Raw genomic sequence first — 21731 nt, 5'->3', positions numbered from 1 at the left:
TTGTTCTAAAACCACCTTTCATGAGTAAAACTATAATTATTTCCAATAGACTACCTGTTCAACTGCAAATTAGTGATGGCGGGTTAACTGCTACCCCTAGCGTTGGTGGTTTGGCCACAGGAATGAAATCTGTGCACAGTGGTGGTGAGAGTCTTTGGATTGGATGGTCTGGGCTTACAGATGAGGAAACTCCCAAAGCTCTAGAAGCTGACATAGATAAAGCCCTAGAAAAGCATGGTTGCGCTAAAGTAGGCCTCACAGAAAAGGATATTGAAGGATTCTATTTTGGGTTTAGCAATAGAACCATATGGCCTTTATTTCATTACTTTTTGGAATATTCAGAATTTGAATTGGAGTTTTGGAACATTTATAAAGCCGTAAATCAGAAATTTGCAGATGCCATTATAGAAAAATCTGAAGAAGGTGATACCATTTGGGTACATGACTATCAATTGATGCTCGTTCCTCAAATGGTCAGGGAAAAACGTCCCAACACCTCAATCGGTTTCTTTTTGCACATCCCCTTTCCTTCTTATGAAATTTTTAGAACGCTCCCGTGGAGGGAAGAACTATTGGGAGGCCTTTTGGGTGCTGACCTTATTGGTTTTCACACCTATGATTATGAAAGGCACTTTTTAAGTTCAGTAAGGAGACTTCTGGGTCTAGAGGTAAGTTTTAACGATGTTTACTTGGACCACAGGACCATAAAAGTGGATTCTTTCCCTATGGGAATTGATTACAAGAAGTTTAAGGATGCTGCTGTTTCTAATCAAAAGAACACAAACGAAAAACGCAGTGATCTTCAAATAAAATTAGATAATCACAAAGCATCGGCCCCAGACACCAAACTCATCTTGTCTATAGATCGATTGGATTATAGTAAAGGTATTGCCAAAAGAATCAACGCCTATGAATACTTTTTGAACAAATACCCAGAATACAAGGAAAAAGTCAGATTGATTATCCTCGCAGTTCCATCAAGGTCCAATGTGCCACAATATCAATTGCTCAAAAAAGAAATTGATGAATTGGTGGGCAGGATCAACGGTGAATTATCAACGGTCAATTGGACCCCTATTTGGTATTTCTATCGTTCCTTACCTTTTGAGAATTTAATCGACCTATATACTTCCAGCGACATAGCTTGGTTGACGCCTTTACGTGACGGTATGAATTTGGTTGCTAAAGAATACATCGCCACCCGTATAGATAAAACTGGAGTCTTGATTTTGAGTGAAATGGCCGGTTCTGCTTATGAAATGAACGAAGCTCTTTTAATCAATCCAAACAATTTCGAGCAACAGGCAGATACCTTAAAAAAAGCCATCACAATGCCCCGTGAAGAACAGGTTGCGCGCAATATGTTCTTGCAAAACAGATTGGAACGCTACAATGTTGAGGTCTGGGCCAATGAATTTATGAATGCCCTAAACCGCAAAAGTGAAGGTGAAAATCCCAATATTTCGCAGAAAGTATCTGATACCATTCTAAAGGAAATTGGAAATGACTATACAAAAGCAAAAAACAGATTATTGTTTTTGGATTATGATGGTACTTTGGCCGGATTCCATAAAGACCCTCAAAAAGCTTTACCAGACGAAGAACTTTATGCCCTTTTGGATAAGCTACATCAACAAGAGAACACCACTATTTTTCTTATCAGCGGAAGGGACAAACAAACCTTTACCAAATGGTTTTTACCCAAAGGATACAACATGATCGTCGAGCATGGGGTTTGGATATCCAGAAATGGGGAAGAATTTAAACTCTTGGAACAAGTTAAGGATGAATGGATGGGTAAGATCAAACCGGTTCTTGAATCTTTTGTGGACAGAACTCCGGGCTCTTTCATTGAAGAAAAAAACTATTCCATGGCCTGGCATTACAGGAACACAGACCCCGATTTTGGTGAAAAAAGAGCCACAGAACTTAATACGGTATTGACAAGTCTTATTGGTAATGATGACATTAGCGTCCTTAACGGAAACAAAGTTATGGAAGTTAAAAGCAGTAATGTGAACAAAGGACGGGCCTCCGTTCGTATTTTAGGAGAAGATGATTACGATTTTGTCTTTGCCATTGGTGACGATTGGACTGATGAATTTATGTTTCAAGAGCTTCCAGATTCTGCCGTAACCGTTAAAGTGGGGCTTAAAAAGACCCAAGCTAAATACCATGTTGAAAATACCAAGCGCGTAAGGGAACTTCTAAAAACATTTACAGAAAAATGATGCTTAGGAGATTAATCATACCTACAATATTATTATGTTCCTTATCCATGAACAGTCAGGTAAATACCGAAGTCTATTTATTTGATTTAAAAATAAATGACGAAAATCTAATTTTATCAAATCCAAAAAACATATCCAATAACGAAGGGTATGATAACCAGCCGTCCTTCATGGATGACAATACGGTTTTATTTTCGTCAACTAGAGCGGATCAGACAGACATAAGAAGATTCAATATTGAATCCGGAAGCACTTCTTCATGGATTTCCAATACGCCAACAGGAAGTGAGTATTCTCCTTTGAAAATTCCTGGAAAGAATGCCGTTTCGGCCATACGTTTAGATTTGGATGGGCTACAACGACTTTACGAATACAATTTAAAATCGGGAGAATCTACTCCTATCTTGGAAAAAAAGGTAGGTTATCATGTATGGTACAGCAATCATATTTTGGTTTCCACCGTTTTGGTCGACAATAGAATGGATCTTGTGGTCAGTAATCTCATTGATGGCTCCAATAAAACGGTGCAACGAAATGTGGGCCGCTCCCTATCTAAAATTCCCAATTCAAACTTGGTTAGTTATATCAGTAAGAAAAACACAATCTGGGAAATAAAATCATTGGACCCGGATTCCGGAGCTACGCAAAAAATAGCCAATGTTCCAGAAAAAAGCGAGGATATATGCTGGTTGGATGCCAATACCATATTATCAGGAGTTGGAAAATCAATTGTTAAGTTCAATACCAAATCAGATGAAGCTTGGGAATCCGTAATTGATTTTAAGCTAGATGAAATTAACAGTATTACCCGAATTGCAGTCAACGAAAGTCGAAACCGATTGGCCTTTGTGGCCGAAGAATCCCCTTTACGGTTAATTGACAGACAAGTGCGAACATTTAATAATAGGGATTTATTTGGTTTTGTTTCGTGCTATGCAGAAGATGTACTGGTACAGCGATTTCCAAATGAGACTATGTATATTGGAAGACAAAAAATGACGGAAAACTATGACCGTTTCTATCAAAACACCAAAAATGCCCAGGTTGAGGTCATTAAGCGCATTAGAATAGGAAACACCGTAGTTGATGAGGAAATCAGCATTGTGGATGGTCGTAAAGGCCACCAAGTAGCCATTTATGAAGTTAAAAACGGTTTAATTGCATCAATGACGTTTATTTTTCCTGAAAGGGAAACAAATGATGCCGAGTCCATTGTCCAGGAGCAACTCGATGCTTATAACTCCAAAGATATTGACGCTTTTATGGCTACCTATTCTGAAGACGTGAAACTTTATAATTTTCCGAACGAACTCTCAAAGCAGGGACAAGATAAGATGAAGGATGGCTATAGCTCATTTTTCAAGAATACTCCCGATTTAAATTGTGAAATAAAAAATCGAATCGTAATCGGCAACAAGGTTATTGACGAGGAGTTCATTACCGCTAACGGTAATAGTTTTAGCGCTGTTGCCATTTATGAAGTGGAAAATGGTAAAATCACCAAGGTTACTTTTTTAGAATAATCTAGAAGATTTGCCAGTAATCACAGCTAGTATCCAAGTTTTAACATTGTTCTTCTCTCAATTGCTATTATCCTTTTACTGATTTTTGTTACTTTCATGGACTTCTTAAAACCATACTATGAAACATTTCATTATTATTTGTTTGCTTTTAACTACAACTGTTGGTCTTTGCCAAGCAGAAAATGAATTTGACAAATCATCAATTTCTATTGGGGTAATAGCTTCTGATTTAAAAACTTCCCTTGATTTTTATACTAACATTATTGGGATGAAACAAACCGGAGAGTTCCCCGTGGGTGATACTTTGAGCAAAAAAACAGGGCTTACAAATGGTGTGGCCTTTGATGTAAAAGTTTTAAAACTGCATGATGATCCCAATGCCACGGAATACAAGCTACTGTCTTTTAAAAATCCTAAAAGCAAATCGGACACTTATATCAATGAAGGTAACGGGATGCGATACATTACACTGTTCTACAAATCTCTGGATGCTGTAATCCAACGGCTAAAAGACAATAACATAAATTTCCTGAGTGAGGAACCCACGCATATTCCAGATGGAAGAAGGTTTGTTTTGGTTCAGGATCCAGACGGCGTTTTTGTTGAGCTCATCGGAAAATAAATGCTAGCGTATGAAGATACTTTATACTTTTTTGTTTGCTTTTAGTTGTTCAGTGCTTTTTTCGCAAACCGATTCCAGATTGTACGATATTATCAATGGGATTTCTGCTGAGCGAATTGAAAATGACATTACGGCCCTTACCAATTTTGGAACCCGGCATACCTTGAGCGATACTATTTCCCAAACTCGGGGCATTGGTGCGGCAAGACGTTGGATAAAATCGGAGTTTGAAAAAATCTCCTCCAAGTGCAATGACTGCCTAGAAGTGTTTTATCAAAAAGATTTGGTTAAAAAAGGTGAAGGTCAACGGATTGTAAAAGATGTTTGGGTGGTCAATGTTGTCGCCGTACAGAGAGGGACCAAACACCCTAACCGTTTCATTATTATGAGTGGTGATATTGATTCACGGGTGAGCGATCCCAACAATTTCACTTCGGATTCTCCAGGAGCCAATGACAATGCAAGCGGCATGGCAGGAACTATAGAAGCAGCAAGAGTCTTGTCCAAATACAAGTTTGAGAGCAGTATTATTTACGTAGGGCTTTCTGGGGAAGAACAAGGATTGTATGGTGGAAGAGGGTTAGCTGCACATGCAAAAAAAGAAGGTTGGGATATTGTTGGTATCATCAATAATGATATGATCGGTAATATTACAGGTGTTGATGGTGTGGTCAGTAATAGGGATTTTAGAATTTTCTCCGAACCTGTGCCTCCAACGGAAACCGAGGATCAACGCAGGGCCCGTCGATTTTATGGTGGCGAAGTAGACGGAATTTCCCGTCAGTTGGCACGCTATGTGCATAAAACAACCAAAAAATACATGCCAGAAATGAATCCAATGTTAATTTATCGTTTGGACAGATTTGGAAGAGGAGGGCATCACAGGCCTTTTAATGATGCTGGTTTTGCCGGTATCAGAATTATGGAAGCTCATGAAAATTACACCCAACAGCATCAAGATGTTCGCGTTGAAAATGGAATAGCTTACGGCGATGTGCTAGAGCACGTAAATTTTGATTATGCAAAAAAACTTACTGCTGTAAATGCTATTAATCTGGCATCTATTGCTTGGGCTCCCCCTGCTCCAACAACTGTTGAGATTGGCGGAATTGTTGAACCGTCGGCTAAACTAAAATGGGATAAGGTTAACGGAGCTGTAGGCTACAAGATATATTGGAGAGATACCACATCTCCAACTTGGGACAATTCTAAGTATGTTGGAAATGTTACGGAATTTACGTTAAATGGCATTGTAATTGACAATTTTCTCTTCGGAATAGCATCAATAGGAAAAGATGGTCATGAAAGTCCAGTTACATTTCCAAACAAAGTTTTTAGATAAACTTATACTTTTTCCATTTTATCCTAAATTGTATCTGTCCCCTAAAACATTATCAAAAAAGTACTGAAAATTTAATAAAAACATATGAAGAAATTTTTTACTCTAATCTTGTTTATAAGTACAATAACTCTTGCAACTGCCCAAAATTTTACCAGACAGGATACCCTTAGGGGAAGTATTACCCCAGAACGTGCATGGTGGGACCTAAACTACTATGACCTAAACATTAAAGTAGATCCTGTAACAGAAACCATTGAAGGGTATAATACTATCCGGTACAAAGTTTTGGAAGAATCTGATGTACTTCAAATAGATTTACAGAAACCCTTGAAGATTTCATCAGTACTACAAGACAATCAAAAACTCGACTTTGTTTCCGAAGGAGCAGCCCATTTTATAAAGTTGAAAAAGAAACAAGTTCCCGGTTCATACAATCATGTTGTTGTCAACTACTCAGGAAAACCTAAAAAAGCAATACGCGCACCCTGGGATGGAGGCTTCTCCTGGTCAAAAGACAAAAAGGGAAACCCATTTGCAGCTACTTCCTGTCAAGGTTTGGGAGCTAGCGTTTGGTGGCCCAACAAAGACCACATGTATGATGAGGTCGATAGCATGCGCATTAGCGTTGCAGTTCCAGAATCTCTAATGAACGTATCCAATGGTAGACTCCGGAGAGTTGATGAACGTAAAGATGAGAAAATTTATACCTGGTTTGTATCCAACCCCATCAACAACTATTGTGTAAATGTAAATATTGGGGACTATGTTCACTTTGGCGAAAAATTCAAAGGAGAAAAAGGTATGTTGGATTTGGACTATTATGTATTGGGTTATAACCTAAAAAAGGCCAAAGAACAGTTTAAACAAACTTCATTGATGTTAGAGGCTTTTGAACATTGGTTTGGCCCCTATCCTTTTTATGAAGATAGTTTTAAGTTGGTAGAAGTACCTTACTTAGGTATGGAACATCAAAGTTCCGTAACCTATGGAAACAAGTACCAAAATGGATATCTGGGTCGTGATCTATCCAAATCTGGCTGGGGTCTTAAATTTGATTTTATAATCATTCATGAAGGAGGCCACGAATGGTTTGCCAATAATATTACATATAAGGACATTGCAGATATGTGGATTCATGAAAGTTTCACTGCATATTCAGAAAACCTTTATTTGGATTATCACTTCGGTAAAAAGGCTTCTGCAGAGTATGTCATTGGCACTCGAGAAAATATCCAGAATGACCGTCCAATTGTTGGGACGTACAATGTCAACCATAAAGGATCTGGAGATATGTACTATAAAGGTGCCAATATGTTGCATACACTCCGTCAATTGATTGAGGACGATGAGCTATGGAGACAAACTCTTCGTGGGCTCAACGCAGAATTTTACCATCAAACGGTTACATCGGAACAAGTAGAGAACTATATCAGCAAAAAGACAGGAAAAGACTTATCAGCCTTCTTCAATCAATATTTGCGAACAACCATGATTCCAACTTTGGAGTATTCGATTTCAGCGAATACAATAAAGTATCGATACGTAAATATTGTGGAAGATTTTGATATGCCAATCCGAGTTTATATGGATGAAAAGGAACATTGGATTTTTCCAAATCATGAATGGAAAAGCGAAACTTTAAATGGAAACAATCTGGTTTTTGACAATAACTTTTATATAGAAACCAAGAAGCTATAATTTGGACAACTTTCCAGAACTCTATTTTAAAAATGACAATGAGTGGAGAACATGGCTTCATGAAAATCATGCCTCTGTCAATGGTATTTTTTTGATTTTTTACAAAGTTGAACATGAAATGGAAAGTATGCGATGGGAAGAAGCCGTCCGGGTTGCATTATGTTATGGTTGGATAGATAGCACGGTAAAAAGCTTGGGGAATGGTAAACGTAGGCAATACTTCTGCCCTAGAAAACCCAAAAGTGTTTGGAGCAAAGTCAATAAAACACATATTAAAGAACTTATAGAGAATGGTTTAATCCATCAAAGTGGGCTCACTTCTATTAACATTGCCAAAAAGAATGGTTCTTGGGTAGCCCTGGATGATGTGGAGAATGGAGTTGTTCCCAAAGATTTGCAACAAGCCTTCAACAGTAACAAAGAAGCTTTCCAGAATTTCCAGAATTTCTCACACAGCCAACGAAAAAGTTATCTCTATTGGTTAAACCAGGCGAAACGCGATGAAACTAGGCAAAAACGAATCATAGAAATAATGACTTGTTGTAAAAAAAACATCAAATCAAGAAGCTCTCGGTAAATTCTAGTTGGTTCTTCCGTAAATTCTGTGGTAAACTAATGCTGCAATTCCGCCAACCACTGAAAATGCAGTCAGCATCCAAAATACATTCTGATGTCCAAGTTCCTCCCCTCTGTGGGCATCTAACAGCATTCCATAAGCAGGTCCAGCAAAAATATCAGGAGTGTAACCTATTATGGAGATAAGGCCAACGGCCGTACCTGTAAGCGTTAAAGGTATCTTTCCTTTTTGCATTACACCAAAATACAATGCCCTGGCCGCATAAACCCCAGCAGCAACAACCACTACAGATAAAAAGAACAACATCGTGGTAGAAGGGCCAATGATACCAGAACCAAATAAGATTCCTCCAATAACGCAAGCTGCAAAACTATAAACTAACCAAAGTGTTATCCTAAAACGGTCTACAACAAGTCCTACCAAAATGCCGGTTGCGGGCCTTAAGAATTGAAAAAGAGTTCCCGTTTGCGCGGCTTTTACTTCATCATACAACATAACCTCATTGGCATATTGCGAAATAATGTCAGTAATCTTATAACCTACATATGCACAAAGAATAATGATCATTAACAACCAAACCGAAGGAATCTTTAAAACTGTACCTATTTCCTTCTTGGATATACGCTCTACCAAGATTTTGCTTTCGTCTACTCCAGATTTCATGAATAGCCAAACCAAAACACCGATAAAAGCTATGATTAGACATGAAATATAGATTACATATTGAAAAGCTTCTCTTCTCTCGGCAAGCGAGCTTGCATCAACTTCTTCACCAAGAAAAAAAGAGAAGATCAACACACCCAACAGTCCAAAAAGAGCACCTGTAAGGCCACGTCCGCCATCCAATAATCCAAAAGCCTTTCCTTGGGACTTGTCCCCTCCCCACACTCGAGTTGCCTTGATCATAGGAGCCCAAAACAGAAAAATAGTGGTAAAACCCCAATAACCATATAAGAATTGTAAATGCCCAAAACTGGGAAACTTTGCAAAAACCAAACCTCCAATCGAAGTCATCCAAAGTGCTACGGCTATTAATTTTCTTGGAGGGTATTTATCCGCTAGTGGACCACCAAACAAATATGAAACCAAAGCAACTACACCATATAAGGAAAAACACAATCCTAGCTGGGTATTGTTCAGTGCAAACACATCCAGTACCGTACTTCTAAAAATTCGAGGTAAAACAAAAGGAAGAATAAAGACCGCCTCCCCTGCAAGAATCAATAATATAAGATAAAACCAAGGGGCCTTTTTCTCCATTATTGCTAAAAATAAACAAAATTATTCCCTTTCGGTCAGTTTGCAATTTTAAAGCCTTCAAATAACCAGTATCCCAGGTTACTTCTTAAAGCAATTTCATTAACACCCCTTTAAGAATTCCACTTTTGGTTTTTGGTATCTTTAGCCGACTAATTTAACCAAAGATGAAACACTTCCACATGTTGGTGCTACTATTAGCATCATTCTCTCTTTTTGCACAAGATTTTTCCATGGACCTTGTCCAGGATATGAAACCTAGAAATATTGGTCCCGCAGGAATGAGTGGGCGGGTCACATCTATAGATGTGGTTCATTCCAACCCAGACATTATGTATGTAGGAACCGCATCAGGAGGGTTATGGAAATCTACTTCTGGTGGAATAAAATGGGAACCCATTTTTGATAAGGAAGTTACGGCTTCTATTGGGGCGGTCGCCATTCAACAATCCAATCCATCAGTAATATGGGTCGGTACCGGGGAAGGAAATCCAAGAAATAGTCTTAATGGAGGTTACGGTATTTATAAAACCCTAGATGGAGGAAAAACATGGAAATCAATGGGATTGGAAAAAACCCGTCACATTCATCGGGTAATTATTGATCCCACCAATCCAGATATTGTTTATGCAGGAGCAATAGGTTCTCCATGGGGCATTCACTCTGAACGTGGCGTATACAAAACTGTCGACGGAGGAAAAACATGGACAAAAATCCTGTTCACAAACAATAAAACCGGGGTTGCCGATTTGATAATTGACCCCTCTAATCCAAACAAATTGATAGCTGCCCTATGGGAACACAAACGAGATCCTTGGTTCTTTAAATCAGGAGGAGAAGGAAGTGGTATGTACATTACTCATGATGGTGGGGCAAACTGGAAAAAAATCACGGATGAAGATGGCCTTCCAAAAGGAGAGTTGGGTAGAATTGGGATAGCTATTGCCAAAAACAAGCCCAATGTAATTTATGCCTTAATTGAAGCGAAGAAAAACGCATTGTATAAATCAGAAGATGGTGGATTCAAATGGAAAAAGGTCAATGACAAAAATGATATAGGGAATAGACCTTTTTATTATTCAGAAATTTATGTGGACCCCGAAAATGAAAATAGAGTGTATTCCATTTTCACCTATGTGAATGTTTCTGAAGATGGCGGAAAAAATTTCAAGCAATTAATGCCAGCCTATCAAGTGAACAATGGGGTTCACCCAGACCACCATGCTTGGTGGATCCATCCTGACAATGGCCAATTTATGATTGATGGGAACGATGGAGGTCTTAATATTACCAAAGATGGTGGGAAAACGTGGCGTTTTATTGGCAATTTACCCGTTGCGCAGTTCTATCATATCAATGTTGATAACGAATATCCGTACAATGTATATGGAGGAATGCAGGACAATGGTTCTTGGAGAGGCCCTGCCTATGTCTGGCGTGCCCAAGGCATCCGGAACGCATATTGGCAAGAAATAGCCTTTGGCGATGGTTTTGATGTTGTTCCCGATTTGGACGACAATCAATTTGGTTATGCCATGAGCCAGCAAGGTTTTGTCTCTAGATATGATTGGAAAACAGGAAACAATTACATTGTTAGACCCACCCCTCCAGACGCAAAGACCAAACTTCGATTTAACTGGAATGCAGGTATTGGGCAAGACCCATTTGATAATAGCACAGTATATTTTGGAAGCCAGTTTGTGCACAAATCCACCAACAAGGGTTTGACATGGGAAGTAATTTCGCCTGACCTGACCACCAATGACAAGGGGAAACAAAAACAGAGCGAAAGTGGTGGGCTTACTATGGATGCCACTGGAGCGGAGAACCATTGCACTATTTTAGTTGTTGAACCTTCCCCTGTTGAAAAAGATATGCTTTGGGTAGGTACAGATGATGGTAGGGTACATTACACACAAAACGGAGGTGCCAACTGGATTGAGGTAACAAAAAATATAAAAGGCCTACCAGTAGGAAGCTGGATTCCACAAATAAAAGCTTCCAAAAGAAATAAGGGTGAAGCCTTGCTGATTGCCAACGATTACAGAAGGTTTAACTACACTCCTTATGCCTATCGCACCAAAGATTATGGGAAGACATGGACTAGAATCATTGATTCAAATGATGTTGAGAGTTATACCCTTTCCATTGTGGAAGATGAGGAAAACCCAAATTTGATGTTCTTGGGAACCGATGACGGACTCTATGTATCCTTTGATGCAGGCAGTAAATGGCAAAAATGGACGGAAGGTTTCCCGACGGTCTCTACCAAAGATTTGGCAATACACCCTAGGGAAAATGATTTGGTCATTGGCACATTTGGACGAGCAGCCTGGGTTTTGGATGATATTAGACCCCTAAGAGCTTTAGCCAGCAATTCAACCATTCTTCAAAAGGAAATAAGCCTTTTTGATAGCCCAGATGCCTACCATGCTGCATACCAGCAAGCTACGGGCACTCGTTTTGGAGGAGATGCCCTTTATAATGGTGAAAATAGAAAATCAGGTGCAATGATTACCTACTATCTTAAAGAGGGTAGCACACCAGAGAAAGAAGACGACAAAAAAGAAGAGAAAGGTGAAGAAGAGAAAGGTGAAGAAGAAACAGACAAAAAGGAAAAAACAAAAGACTCTGTTTTCTTCAAGTTTTATGATGGCAATCGATTAATTCGCACCCTTAAATATAAAACTCCCAAAAAACCAGGATTCCATAGAATTTATTGGAATCTTGATGAAAAAGGTCCAGATAGGCCGTCTCGAAAAATAAGCAAGAAAAAAACTGAGCAAGGTGGGATAAGTGTCAAGCCAGGTACGTACAAAATAAAAGTGCATTATGGAGATTACGCAGACTCTACTAAAATAGTGGTCAAATCAGACCCAAGATTACAAACCTCAATGGCTTCTATAAATGAGGTTTATGAAATGGACAAAAAATTGCAGAACCATATTCAAACAGCAGCCGATGCAGTGAAACAACTGGTAGAAAGCAAGGATTTAGCCAATAAATTTCAGAAAGAAATGAAGGAATTGGATAAAGAGAAGTTCAAAGATCAAGTCAAAGCCTCAACAACCATTGTCAAGCAAATTGATTCCATAGTTGCATTATATATAGGTAAGGAAGACAAAAGACAAGGAATTACTAGAAATCCTGAAATTAATGTAATGCAGCGATTGAACACGGCAAGTTATTATTCCGGAACACGGAAATCCGGCATAACTGAAACGGAAAAAAACCTTGTGAAATATGCTGAAGATGAATTGAAATCTGCTTTGGACAAGACCAATAATTTCTTTGATGAGAAATGGACGCCATATAGGGAATCCATAGAGTCTTTGGATTTATCGCCTTTTAAAGAAACAGAGAAATTTGGTTTAGAATAGAAATACTCATCGTCCTCTCGAGCGCAGTCAAGAGGTTTATGGTAATAATTATAATGGAAGTCAACTGCGCTTGACCCAATAAGAGTTTTTTTATGAAAAAGATATTTTTTCTACTTGCTGCAAGCACGTGCTTTTTTAACTACGCCCAACAAGCGGGAGAAGATGAATTGGGTGCATGGTACATGTATTTTGGCACCAACAAAGTTGCTGAACGCCTTAGTCTTCATACCGAAGCCCAATTTAGGCTATACGAAACCACATCTAATTTTAATCAATTATTGCTCCGAACCGCATTAAATTATCATATTAACCCTAACGCCATCGCTACTGCTGGTTACGGATACATTACAACCGATGGTACCTTTTTGGAGTTTCCCGGAGAAGTGGACTCCAAGGAACATCGTATTTTTGAACAGTTTATTCTAAAGAATAAAGTTTGGGAATTCCTTTTTGAACACCGTTATAGATTGGAACAGCGTTTTCTGGATTTTGGGACCAGAACAGATACCCAGCACCGTGCCCGTTATAGAATTCAGGTAACGCTTCCGTTAACAGATACTTTTTTCTTGAATTTTTACGATGAGCTGTTCATCAATTTACAGAATGAACTTTTTGGCCAAAACAGACTCTATGGTGCTTTGGGGATTCATATCACCGAGAATAGCAGCATACAGTTCGGATATCTCAAGAATCAGTTTAGCAATGCCGTTTTTGATCGTTTGCAGATAGGATTCTTTTATAATCCCGACCTAAGGGGTATATTTAAAAAGAAGGCAAAAAGCAAATAACTATTTTTTTTGCACTGAGCCTGGATTGTTAAATTATACTTTTTACATTATGGGCTTACAAAAAGTAACATTCAAGAATTCTGAAAGGCAAAATTTGGTAGGTCGGTTAGAGCTACCGGCGGACAGACATCCGCATAATTTTGCAGTATTTGCGCATTGTTTTACCTGTAATAAGAACTTGCTTGCGGTGAAGAATATTGGTAAATCCTTAATATTACATGGGTTTGGTGTACTTCGTTTTGACTTTACAGGTCTTGGAGAAAGTGAAGGTGATTTTGCCGATACTAATTTTTCAGGCAATGTGGAGGATCTTGTCGCGGCGGCAAAGTTCCTTGAAAATAATTACTTGCCCCCTACCCTAATAATTGGGCATTCCTTAGGTGGAGCGGCCTCAATTTTTGCTGCAGGAGATATCCCTTCCATTAAAGCGGTGGCAACTGTAGGGGCACCTTCCAACCCTGTACACGTAAAGCATTTGTTAAAAAGTGGTATCGATGAAATTCAATCGACCGGAAAAGCCAAAATAAATTTAAGCGGAAGGGATTTTACTATTAAAAAACAGTTTTTGGATGATTTAGAGACCAAATCGTTACCCCAAACTGCCAAAGCGCTCCGCAAACCTTTATTGATTTTACATTCACCACAAGATGATACCGTGGGCATTCAAAATGCCGAGGAAATCTATATGGCCGCACACCATCCCAAAAGTTTTGTTTCCTTGGATGGAGCCGACCATTTACTCTCTAAAAAAGAAGATTCCATATACGTTGGAAATGTTATTGCCGGTTGGGCAAAACGTTATCTGATGGGCATAAAAGAGGATAATAATACATTAAAAACGAAGCATGAAGTAGTAGCCAGTTTAAATGCCGCAGATGGATTTACAACTGAAATGAAAGTAGGTAATCACTATATGATTGCAGATGAACCTGAAAGCTATGGAGGCAACGACTTTGGCCCTTCGCCCTACGAATTGGTTTCTGCAGGCCTTTCTGCGTGTACAGCAATGACCATTCAAATGTATGCTAAGCGTAAGGGCTGGCCAGTAGAAAATGTTGAAGTGCATACCTCCTACAGCAAATCACATGCAGAAGATTGTGAAAACTGTGAAAATGACAATGCAAAAATTGACACTTTTCACAGGGAGATTAAGCTAACGGGAAATTTAGATGATAAACAAAGAGTAAGAATCATGCAGATTGCAGACAAATGTCCTGTACACAAAACACTGCATAGTGAAACACAAGTAATAAACAGTTTGGTTGCAAGATAACCCTAGTTTGATCTCATATACAGGATATCAAAATACTCCAGCTCCAGTTCAATTGCAGCTCTATGAATCTTACGTAAAGATTTTACATAGTCAAACTGATTAATATCACCTCTGCTCCTATCCTTTTTTAAGCGTTGGTACCCCTTACAAAAAGATCTTCTCTTTTTGCAGTACTTAAGGAAATCTATATAATTTGAAGGTTGATGAACCAACATATTTTTCTTTTTAAATACCTAAATGGGGGAATTATAGGCTTTTAGAACATAACGGGTTAAAGAAAAAAATAGTATTTCATCGATGTTTTTTAACCTTTTATCCCAGAAATCCATTTTGGGCTTTATCGAACAAAACTATTGTCATGTGCTTAAATAATGAGTAACTTAGGCCAAAACCAAAAAAAACTTATGATGAAAAAAATCATTGCACTTCCTTTAGCGCTTATGTTGATTACTGCATTTAGCTGTAAACAAACTAAAAAGGAAACAGAAACTACAACCGAAGAGGTAGCTGAAGAAATAATAGAGGAAGTAGTTGAGGTCAAGACCATCAAATTTTCCATGGAATCTAAAAGTGATAGCAATGTGATTGGTGATGTTACTTTTACAGAAGAGAATGGAACCGTGATCATGAAAGCTGAACTTTCGGCTCTTACCCCTGGTGAACATGCAATCCATATTCACGAAAAGGCAGATTGTTCATCAGCTGATGGAAAATCTACTGGAGGTCATTGGAATCCAACTTTTCAACCACATGCCAAATGGGGAGCAGAAGATGGTTACCACAAAGGTGATATTGGAAACTTTGTTGCTGATACAGAAGGTAATGCAACGGTTGATTTTGCCACTAATGAATGGTGTATTGGATGTGATGATGACACCAAGAACATAGTGGGTAAGGCAGTAATTGTCCATCAAGGAGTGGATGATTTCACATCACAACCCAGTGGTGCAGCAGGAGCAAGAGTAGCTTGCACTGGTATCATTCAATAAAAACAAACCATATTTAAAGAAGGATTCCCAAAAGGAGTCCTTTTTTATGCCGTAAAATGAAACCTCAATTCATAACCCTTAAAACCTCCCTAAATATGAAGTTGAATAAAATGGCTATGTCCTTGTTCATTATTTCATCGCTCTTTTTTTTGCTAGGTTGTGAAACTAAGTCGCAAAGTCTGTCCGAAGAACAAAAAGAAGAGTTGACTTTAGCAATTGATCAATTCAATAATGCATTCGCGAATAGTGATGTTAGTACGCTCGCATCCATGATCACAGAAAATTATATGCACACCAATGGAACTTCAAAGGCTATTGACAAGGAAACTTGGCTCAATTATCTAAATAAAAGAAATCAGCAGATAAAGTCTGGAGCTTTAGTTTTCAATGACTATAAAATGAGTCAGCTAAAAATAGAATTTCACAATACTACTGCTATTGTAACAGGCAAGGTAAGCTCTTCTTTTTCTAAAAACGATGAAATAAAAGAAAATGAATTTAGGGTATCCAATCTCTGGGTATATGAAAAAGGAACATGGAAACGAGCGGGTTTTCATGATGGAAAAATCAAATAATATAAAAACAATATACTATGAAACTGGGTGCATTCTCAATAAGTTTAGCGGTGAAAAATCTTGAAGCTTCCAAAAACTTTTATGAAAAAATGGGGTTTAGCATTTTTGCGGGTGATATGGAACGAAATTACTTGATCATGAAAAATGACAATGCTCTAATCGGACTTTTTGAAGGTATGTTTGAAAACAATATACTGACCTTTAATCCAGGATGGGATGAAAATGCGCAAACATTGAAGAACTATGATGATGTGCGCAGTATCCAAAAACATTTGAAAGAGAATGATATTGCCTTGGTATCAGAAGCTGATGAAAACACATCTGGACCGGCCAGTATTGTGTTTACCGATCCTGATGGCAATACCATTTTAATAGATCAGCACGTTTAAAACCAAAGTATTTGGATTTAGGTTAAAACTTTGATTTCATTCTTTAAATTTCCTTCAAAAAGAAAACGGCTTGGTCTCCCAAGCCGCCTTCCCTTTGGAAAAGTTTGGCTTATAACTTTACACCTACCCCAACTCCAATAATCCAAGGATTAATATCAACATCGGCTCCAACGGTGGCTCCAAGTGCTGTAGTAGCATCTATAGTTGCATCTGTGCTCAAGAACAGTTTTTTTACATCCAAGTTTAAAAACCATTTATCGTTCAACATGTAATCAAATCCACCCTGTAATGCATAACCCACGGAAGTGTCGTAATCCACATCATCAGCGGTTGGGCCTTCATCAACGCCATAAAACAAAGTGAGGTTAAGTCCAGCACCCAGATAAGGAACAAAATCACCTCCGGTAAAATGGTATTGCCCGGTTAATGTAGGGGGAAGCAACCATACATGCCCTAAATCTATATTTCCTGCCGCCGTTTGAACAGCTTCTACATCATGTTTGGTTGTTGCCAATATCAATTCCAATGACCAGTTCTCGTTAAAAAAGTAAGTAATGTCAAACTCTGGTACTACTGCTGTAGAAATAGAAACATCACCACCAATTGTCTGTATATCCGCACTTTCATCAGGGGTAACAGCAATACCCCTTAGTCGGAATTGCCATTTGCTCCCATTGTCAGTTTGTGAGTCTTGTGCGATAGTAAAATTTGTAAAGGCCAAAATCACTACCATTAAGCTAATTGCAGTTTTTTTCATTTTCTGATTTTTAAAGTTTGGTCAAAACTACTCAGCCCCATTTTCTAAGAATATGATCTTTATCATTGTCTAAAAAAATCCACTAAACCCAGCAAAAAACATGGTTTCAATTACACATTTTTCAAATTATTCTACATCAGAAAAAAATAGCCAAGTCCAATGAGTTGAAATGGTTAATTTGCAATACCTTAAATACTAGTTGACTATGCTTGATTTAATGTCATTCAAAAAAGAAATTTTGATAACAGTGGTTGTGCTCATTGTAATTTTTGGACTAAATGTTTTGAGTAAACAAGCCATTAGAAAGTTTGGAAGAACAAGTTCTATCGATATAAATAGTAGAAAAATCATTTTCTATTTGAGCAATTTGTTCTTTTATGGAATAGGAATCATTTTGATTACTTTAATCTGGGGGGTAAATCTGCAGGAATTCTCTGTTTTTATTTCTTCGGTTTTAGCTATTGTGGGTATTGGATTTGTTGCACAATGGTCTATACTTTCAAATTTAACCGCCAGTGTAATTTTGTTTTTCAGTCATCCTTTACGGCTAGGTGATAGAATAAGGGTGCTGGACAGTGACTTTGATTGGACAGGAAAGGTTGAGGACATTAGTGGTTTTTATCTTTTTATGCGTACTGACGATGGCAGAAGAATTACCATTCCTACCAATTTGGTCATACAAAAGGGCATTGAAATTCTTCAACAAGATGAACATCCTGTGAAGATTGATGAAACTGAAACAAAATAATACAGATTATACACGTAGAAAAGTCCCATAATTTGTGTTATTTTGAGCGATAAATGTTAACCTAATGAACCCCTCTTCTTCCGGCTGGATCAACAAATTTGGGCATCTTGTCAAAAATGAAGATTTACTGTTCCCAAATTTTGAAAGCCTATACCACGAATTAAAAAAGAATGGATTTGTTTATGGTATTCACCTAAATGTTTCAGATTTCATTGATGCCGAACATACGTTGACGGAAGATGAAATTGCAAAAATAAACCTACTTACCGCACTTTACTTTACCTATAGATTTGAAAAAGGAGGAACAGATTTTGAAACCTTTGTTAACACTGTTTTCAATTATTACCAATCCTTGGAGGTTGGCAAAATATCTTTTTTAAGTAAAATTCTAAGTGGAAAACACACAGAGTCTCAATTAGAAAAATTAATAGATTCCAGAATTTACTTAGGAGGAAACACATTCAACAGGGCATTTGGCAATAGTTTGACCAACTCCCTTCTATATGTGGATGTTCTTATTTTTAGGACCTATTTACAGGGATATTACCCAATAATGAAACATGCACAATTGTTGGAATATGCAACAATGAATATTGCCTACCATGCACTTAATTCTAAAGATGTTGACAAAAGGGACACCAGATTGATACAACTTTTGGATTCTTCCCTTACTTATGTGAATTCCGATGAAGCAAATTTTGATGGTTCTTATCGGGACCTTCTAAAACAGAAATTCACAAAATGTGAAAAGGACTATTTTATGGATATGGCCTGTTTAACAATTTGGGAGGACAAGGCATTAGACCCTACCGAAAAAGATTTTATTTTGGGTCTGGGAGAGGACCTGGAAATGTCCAAAAAAGAAGTAAAATCCACACTTAAAAATGTTCAAATATTTTTCAAGAAAAACAGTGGTGATGTTGCTTACTTAAATGACAAAAATTTAGCCTTTCAATTCTATGAAGGAATGTCAAAAAATGTGAGTAAATTAATTCTACGAAATAGCAAAAGGTTAAAAAAAGAATTAACCGAAAGTAAAGAATTACTTTCCCTTTTATCCAAATCAACTGTAAAGGAATTAAGCCCTGATGAAAAGAAAAAAGTACAAAACCAATTGTTGGATGTTTTTAAATCAATTCCTTCTTTAGCCATTTTCATGTTGCCAGGAGGAGCAGTTTTGTTACCAATTTTCATTAAATTAATCCCTAAGTTGTTACCCTCTGCATTTGATGACAATCGCATTGAAGAAAAGTAGCGAAAAACAGTTAAAAAAAGCACTATAAATTTTATTTATAGTGCTTTTTACATGAATTCATCTATTTTATTTCCAGTATTTTGAATACAATTATTCCAACCATAACTTAAAGTCTTTCACACGCTCCCTACTTACTATGATTTCTTGTTCAGAAAAGCGGTTTAGCTTGATTTGAAGTCTTGAATTGGTGTATGAAATGATATCGTTTATATGTTTTATGTTCACATAGAATTTTCTGCTCACTCTAAAGAAAACTTTGGGCGAAAGCTCCTCTTCCAACTGTTCTAAAGTAGTATCCAACAAATAATTTCTACCATCCAACGTTGCAGCATATGTTCCTTTGTTTTCACTGTAAAAACATTCCACATCATCAGCATTTATAATTTTCAAATGTTGCCCGACCTTAACTGTAAATCGTTTTTTATATTCCCTTTCCAAGGGGTTTACCAGCAACTTTTTTATGTCGTTAAAATCAACTGATATTTTCTGACTTTCGCTCTTGAAATTTTGATATTTTTTCACGGCATTTTCGAGTTCTTCATCATCAATAGGTTTAAGCAAATAATCAATGCTGTTTAACTTGAACGCCTGAAGTGCATATTCATCATAAGCCGTCGTAAAAATAATGGCACTTTTGACCTCAACAATATCAAAAATCTCAAATGACAGTCCATCTGAAAGTTGGATATCCAAGAAAATAAGGTCAGGATGTTGATTGTTTTGGAACCAATCAATAGATTCCTCTACCGAATGCAACATTTTAGAAACCGAAACATCAAGTTCCGATAGCAATCTGTTCAATCTTCTTGCTGCCGGCTTCTCATCCTCTATAATTATAACGTTCATTTTTTTAATGATTAATTGTTTGAAACTAGGCTTTGTTTACAATCTGGTAGTATTCATTTATATTTTCCACTTTCTTCACTGTCTTGATCCATGTATTTTTGAATCTGTCTTTCTTCCCATTTCTTAAGGAATGGAAATTTATGCCTAAACAAGATTAGGGCATGTACCGCAACTATCAATCCCCATAGTATTAAATTGCTATGTATCCAATCAAAATAATACGATTCTGTTGGAAAACCTTTAGGCATAAAAGAAGTCAACCATCCACTTTTCAGAAGATATAACACCCCATTGACGATAATAAAGATTTTTAGGTGGTTGTAAAACCCTTTTAGTTCTTTGACCCTCTTTTTGGCCTTTTCGTACTTATCCGAATCCCTCATGACACCTACTTAGATAAACTTGGCTTTATATATTCTTTCCTCTCCATCACTTATATTTTCCCATTTCTTCCTTGTCTTTTTCAATATACTTTTGAATTTGACGCTCTTCCCAATTTTTTCCAAACAAAAGATTAACACCAAACGTTTTGGATGCATGGAACAACAATCCAATTCCCCAAGCTCCCAATGTCACAAAATGGGGCCATTCCCAAAAGTTATCAGAATGCCTATAAATATTGACCAATATGAAAGTGTTGACTGCAACGTATATGGTCAAGTGGATGTAAAACCCCTTTATTTCTTCAACTTGTTTCTTGGCCCTTTTGTATTTACCGTTATCAAAATGCTCCATAATTACCTCCATTTTTTTGAGTTCTCATCTTCATCCATAAGTTCCTTGATCTTTCGTTCTTCCCAGTTTTTTCCGAAAAATGGATTCATGTTAAAAGTTCCAACGGCATGAAATATTATTCCAATTCCCCAGCCAAAGGCTGCCCATAAAAACCACATGTATCGAAATTCATTGGTAAGATAATTAATCAATGCCAATGCCGATATTACCATAATATAAGACCATAAATTGGCATAAAACTTCTTTAGCTCGTCTACCCTTTCCTTGGCTCTTAAATATTTACTTTCCTTATTAGAGTTTTCCATTTTGGTTGGTGTTTGACAATTATTAAATATACTTATTCATTAGAATTTATCGTCGCCCATAAATTCTCGAATTTTACGTTCTTCCCAGTTATTTCCTAAAAATGGGTTGTATCCGGTAGCTTTCATTCCATGCAACAATAACCCTAGTCCCCATCCAAATGCCGGAAAAACAAACCATATAAAGTTTGTGGTACTATAGTTGGTATATGCCAAAAAAGGAATTACTAAACAATATGCCAGCAAATTTGTATAAAAACATTTGAGTTCTTTTACTCTTTCCTTTGCCCTTTGATACTTGTATTCGCTATGTGCTTCCATATTGTCTGTTTTGGATGTTCTCAATTACATCTCAAAATTCCTTAAAAACTAAGGAGAAGAAAAAAAAGGGTTCGTGAATTGTTGTTTTATAAGGATGAACTGTTACTGGAAGTCTGGACTACA

At 37.4% G+C, this 21731-nt stretch carries 21 protein-coding genes; 14 read left to right on the top strand and 7 right to left on the bottom strand.

The genetic code is table 11. The annotated features are described in order from the left end of the window. The first annotated feature begins 20 nt into the window (after positions 1-20). From CRO15_RS11600 to CRO15_RS11575, 6 genes are all read left to right on the top strand, one after another. Positions 21-2231, top strand: a complete 2211-nt coding sequence (locus CRO15_RS11600) for a bifunctional alpha,alpha-trehalose-phosphate synthase (UDP-forming)/trehalose-phosphatase (RefSeq protein ID WP_097045983.1) — start codon at positions 21-23, stop codon at positions 2229-2231. Positions 2232-2278: 47 nt separating this feature from the next. Continuing rightward, positions 2279-3754: a nuclear transport factor 2 family protein gene (locus CRO15_RS11595; RefSeq protein WP_243396958.1), complete on the top strand. Its 1476-nt coding sequence runs from the start codon at positions 2279-2281 to the stop codon at positions 3752-3754. 118 nt (positions 3755-3872) lie between these two features. Beyond that, positions 3873-4376: a VOC family protein gene (locus CRO15_RS11590; RefSeq protein WP_097045982.1), complete on the top strand. Its 504-nt coding sequence runs from the start codon at positions 3873-3875 to the stop codon at positions 4374-4376. A gap of 10 nt (positions 4377-4386) precedes the next feature. Beyond that, positions 4387-5718, top strand: coding sequence for a M28 family metallopeptidase (locus CRO15_RS11585; RefSeq protein WP_097045981.1), 1332 nt, complete (start codon positions 4387-4389; stop codon positions 5716-5718). Positions 5719-5802: 84 nt separating this feature from the next. Further along, entirely contained in the window at positions 5803-7416 is a 1614-nt protein-coding gene (locus CRO15_RS11580) for a M1 family metallopeptidase (RefSeq protein WP_097045980.1), read from the top strand. Position 7417: 1 nt separating this feature from the next. Beyond that, positions 7418-7993, top strand: coding sequence for a YdeI/OmpD-associated family protein (locus CRO15_RS11575; protein ID WP_097045979.1), 576 nt, complete (start codon positions 7418-7420; stop codon positions 7991-7993). 3 nt (positions 7994-7996) lie between these two features. Here the strand turns inward: CRO15_RS11575 and CRO15_RS11570 are convergent, their stop codons facing one another. Beyond that, positions 7997-9253: an MFS transporter gene (locus CRO15_RS11570; protein WP_097045978.1), complete on the bottom strand. Its 1257-nt coding sequence runs from the start codon at positions 9251-9253 to the stop codon at positions 7997-7999. A 164-nt stretch (positions 9254-9417) separates the two neighbouring features. On the opposite strand from CRO15_RS11570, the gene CRO15_RS11565 reads away from it, so the two are divergent. From CRO15_RS11565 to CRO15_RS11535, 6 genes are all read left to right on the top strand, one after another. Continuing rightward, the gene (locus CRO15_RS11565; protein ID WP_165769952.1) at positions 9418-12630 is read left to right on the top strand and encodes a VPS10 domain-containing protein; all 3213 of its coding nucleotides are present in this window, start codon (positions 9418-9420) and stop codon (positions 12628-12630) included. A gap of 92 nt (positions 12631-12722) precedes the next feature. Continuing rightward, positions 12723-13418: a DUF2490 domain-containing protein gene (locus tag CRO15_RS11560; protein WP_097045977.1), complete on the top strand. Its 696-nt coding sequence runs from the start codon at positions 12723-12725 to the stop codon at positions 13416-13418. Positions 13419-13467: 49 nt separating this feature from the next. Next, positions 13468-14691: a bifunctional alpha/beta hydrolase/OsmC family protein gene (locus CRO15_RS11555; RefSeq protein ID WP_097045976.1), complete on the top strand. Its 1224-nt coding sequence runs from the start codon at positions 13468-13470 to the stop codon at positions 14689-14691. A gap of 407 nt (positions 14692-15098) precedes the next feature. Beyond that, positions 15099-15680, top strand: coding sequence for a superoxide dismutase family protein (locus tag CRO15_RS11545; protein WP_097046208.1), 582 nt, complete (start codon positions 15099-15101; stop codon positions 15678-15680). Positions 15681-15775: 95 nt separating this feature from the next. Then, the gene (locus tag CRO15_RS11540) at positions 15776-16255 is read left to right on the top strand and encodes a nuclear transport factor 2 family protein (RefSeq protein WP_165769951.1); all 480 of its coding nucleotides are present in this window, start codon (positions 15776-15778) and stop codon (positions 16253-16255) included. A 17-nt stretch (positions 16256-16272) separates the two neighbouring features. Beyond that, complete coding sequence (locus CRO15_RS11535) at positions 16273-16644, top strand: VOC family protein (protein WP_097045973.1); 372 nt, start codon at positions 16273-16275, stop codon at positions 16642-16644. 109 nt (positions 16645-16753) lie between these two features. Here the strand turns inward: CRO15_RS11535 and CRO15_RS11530 are convergent, their stop codons facing one another. Continuing rightward, positions 16754-17401 carry an OmpW/AlkL family protein gene (locus CRO15_RS11530; RefSeq protein ID WP_097045972.1) on the bottom strand — a complete coding sequence of 216 codons (648 nt, stop codon included), beginning with the start codon at positions 17399-17401 and terminating at the stop codon, positions 16754-16756. A 217-nt stretch (positions 17402-17618) separates the two neighbouring features. Here CRO15_RS11530 and CRO15_RS11525 point away from each other — a divergent pair, with 217 nt between their 5' ends. Both CRO15_RS11525 and CRO15_RS11520 read left to right on the top strand, forming a co-directional pair. After that, positions 17619-18149 (top strand): mechanosensitive ion channel domain-containing protein, encoded by a 531-nt coding sequence (locus CRO15_RS11525; RefSeq protein ID WP_243396957.1) that lies wholly within the window; start codon positions 17619-17621, stop codon positions 18147-18149. Between the two features lie 64 nt (positions 18150-18213). Next, positions 18214-19404 (top strand): LETM1-related biofilm-associated protein, encoded by a 1191-nt coding sequence (locus CRO15_RS11520; protein WP_097045970.1) that lies wholly within the window; start codon positions 18214-18216, stop codon positions 19402-19404. Positions 19405-19494: 90 nt separating this feature from the next. Here CRO15_RS11520 and CRO15_RS11515 read toward each other — a convergent pair whose 3' ends face one another. Genes CRO15_RS11515 through CRO15_RS11495 form a run of 5 tightly spaced genes read right to left on the bottom strand, consistent with a single transcriptional unit; the run spans position 19495 to position 21608 of the window. Next, on the bottom strand, positions 19495-20250 hold the full coding sequence (locus CRO15_RS11515) for a LytR/AlgR family response regulator transcription factor (protein ID WP_097045969.1): 756 nt from the start codon (positions 20248-20250) through the stop codon (positions 19495-19497). A 53-nt stretch (positions 20251-20303) separates the two neighbouring features. Further along, positions 20304-20633 carry a 2TM domain-containing protein gene (locus CRO15_RS11510; protein ID WP_097045968.1) on the bottom strand — a complete coding sequence of 110 codons (330 nt, stop codon included), beginning with the start codon at positions 20631-20633 and terminating at the stop codon, positions 20304-20306. Between the two features lie 46 nt (positions 20634-20679). Further along, positions 20680-20997 carry a 2TM domain-containing protein gene (locus tag CRO15_RS11505; RefSeq protein ID WP_243396956.1) on the bottom strand — a complete coding sequence of 106 codons (318 nt, stop codon included), beginning with the start codon at positions 20995-20997 and terminating at the stop codon, positions 20680-20682. Next, positions 20988-21290, bottom strand: coding sequence for a 2TM domain-containing protein (locus CRO15_RS11500; protein ID WP_097045967.1), 303 nt, complete (start codon positions 21288-21290; stop codon positions 20988-20990). Before CRO15_RS11500 ends, CRO15_RS11505 begins: the two co-directional genes overlap by 10 nt. A gap of 39 nt (positions 21291-21329) precedes the next feature. Then, positions 21330-21608 (bottom strand): 2TM domain-containing protein, encoded by a 279-nt coding sequence (locus CRO15_RS11495; protein WP_097045966.1) that lies wholly within the window; start codon positions 21606-21608, stop codon positions 21330-21332. Between the last annotated feature and the right edge of the window lie 123 nt (positions 21609-21731).

Origin of the sequence: Flagellimonas pacifica (genome assembly GCF_900215465.1) — a bacterium.
Lineage (GTDB): Bacteria > Bacteroidota > Bacteroidia > Flavobacteriales > Flavobacteriaceae > Flagellimonas > Flagellimonas pacifica.
This window is presented reverse-complemented; position numbering and strand designations above follow the sequence as displayed.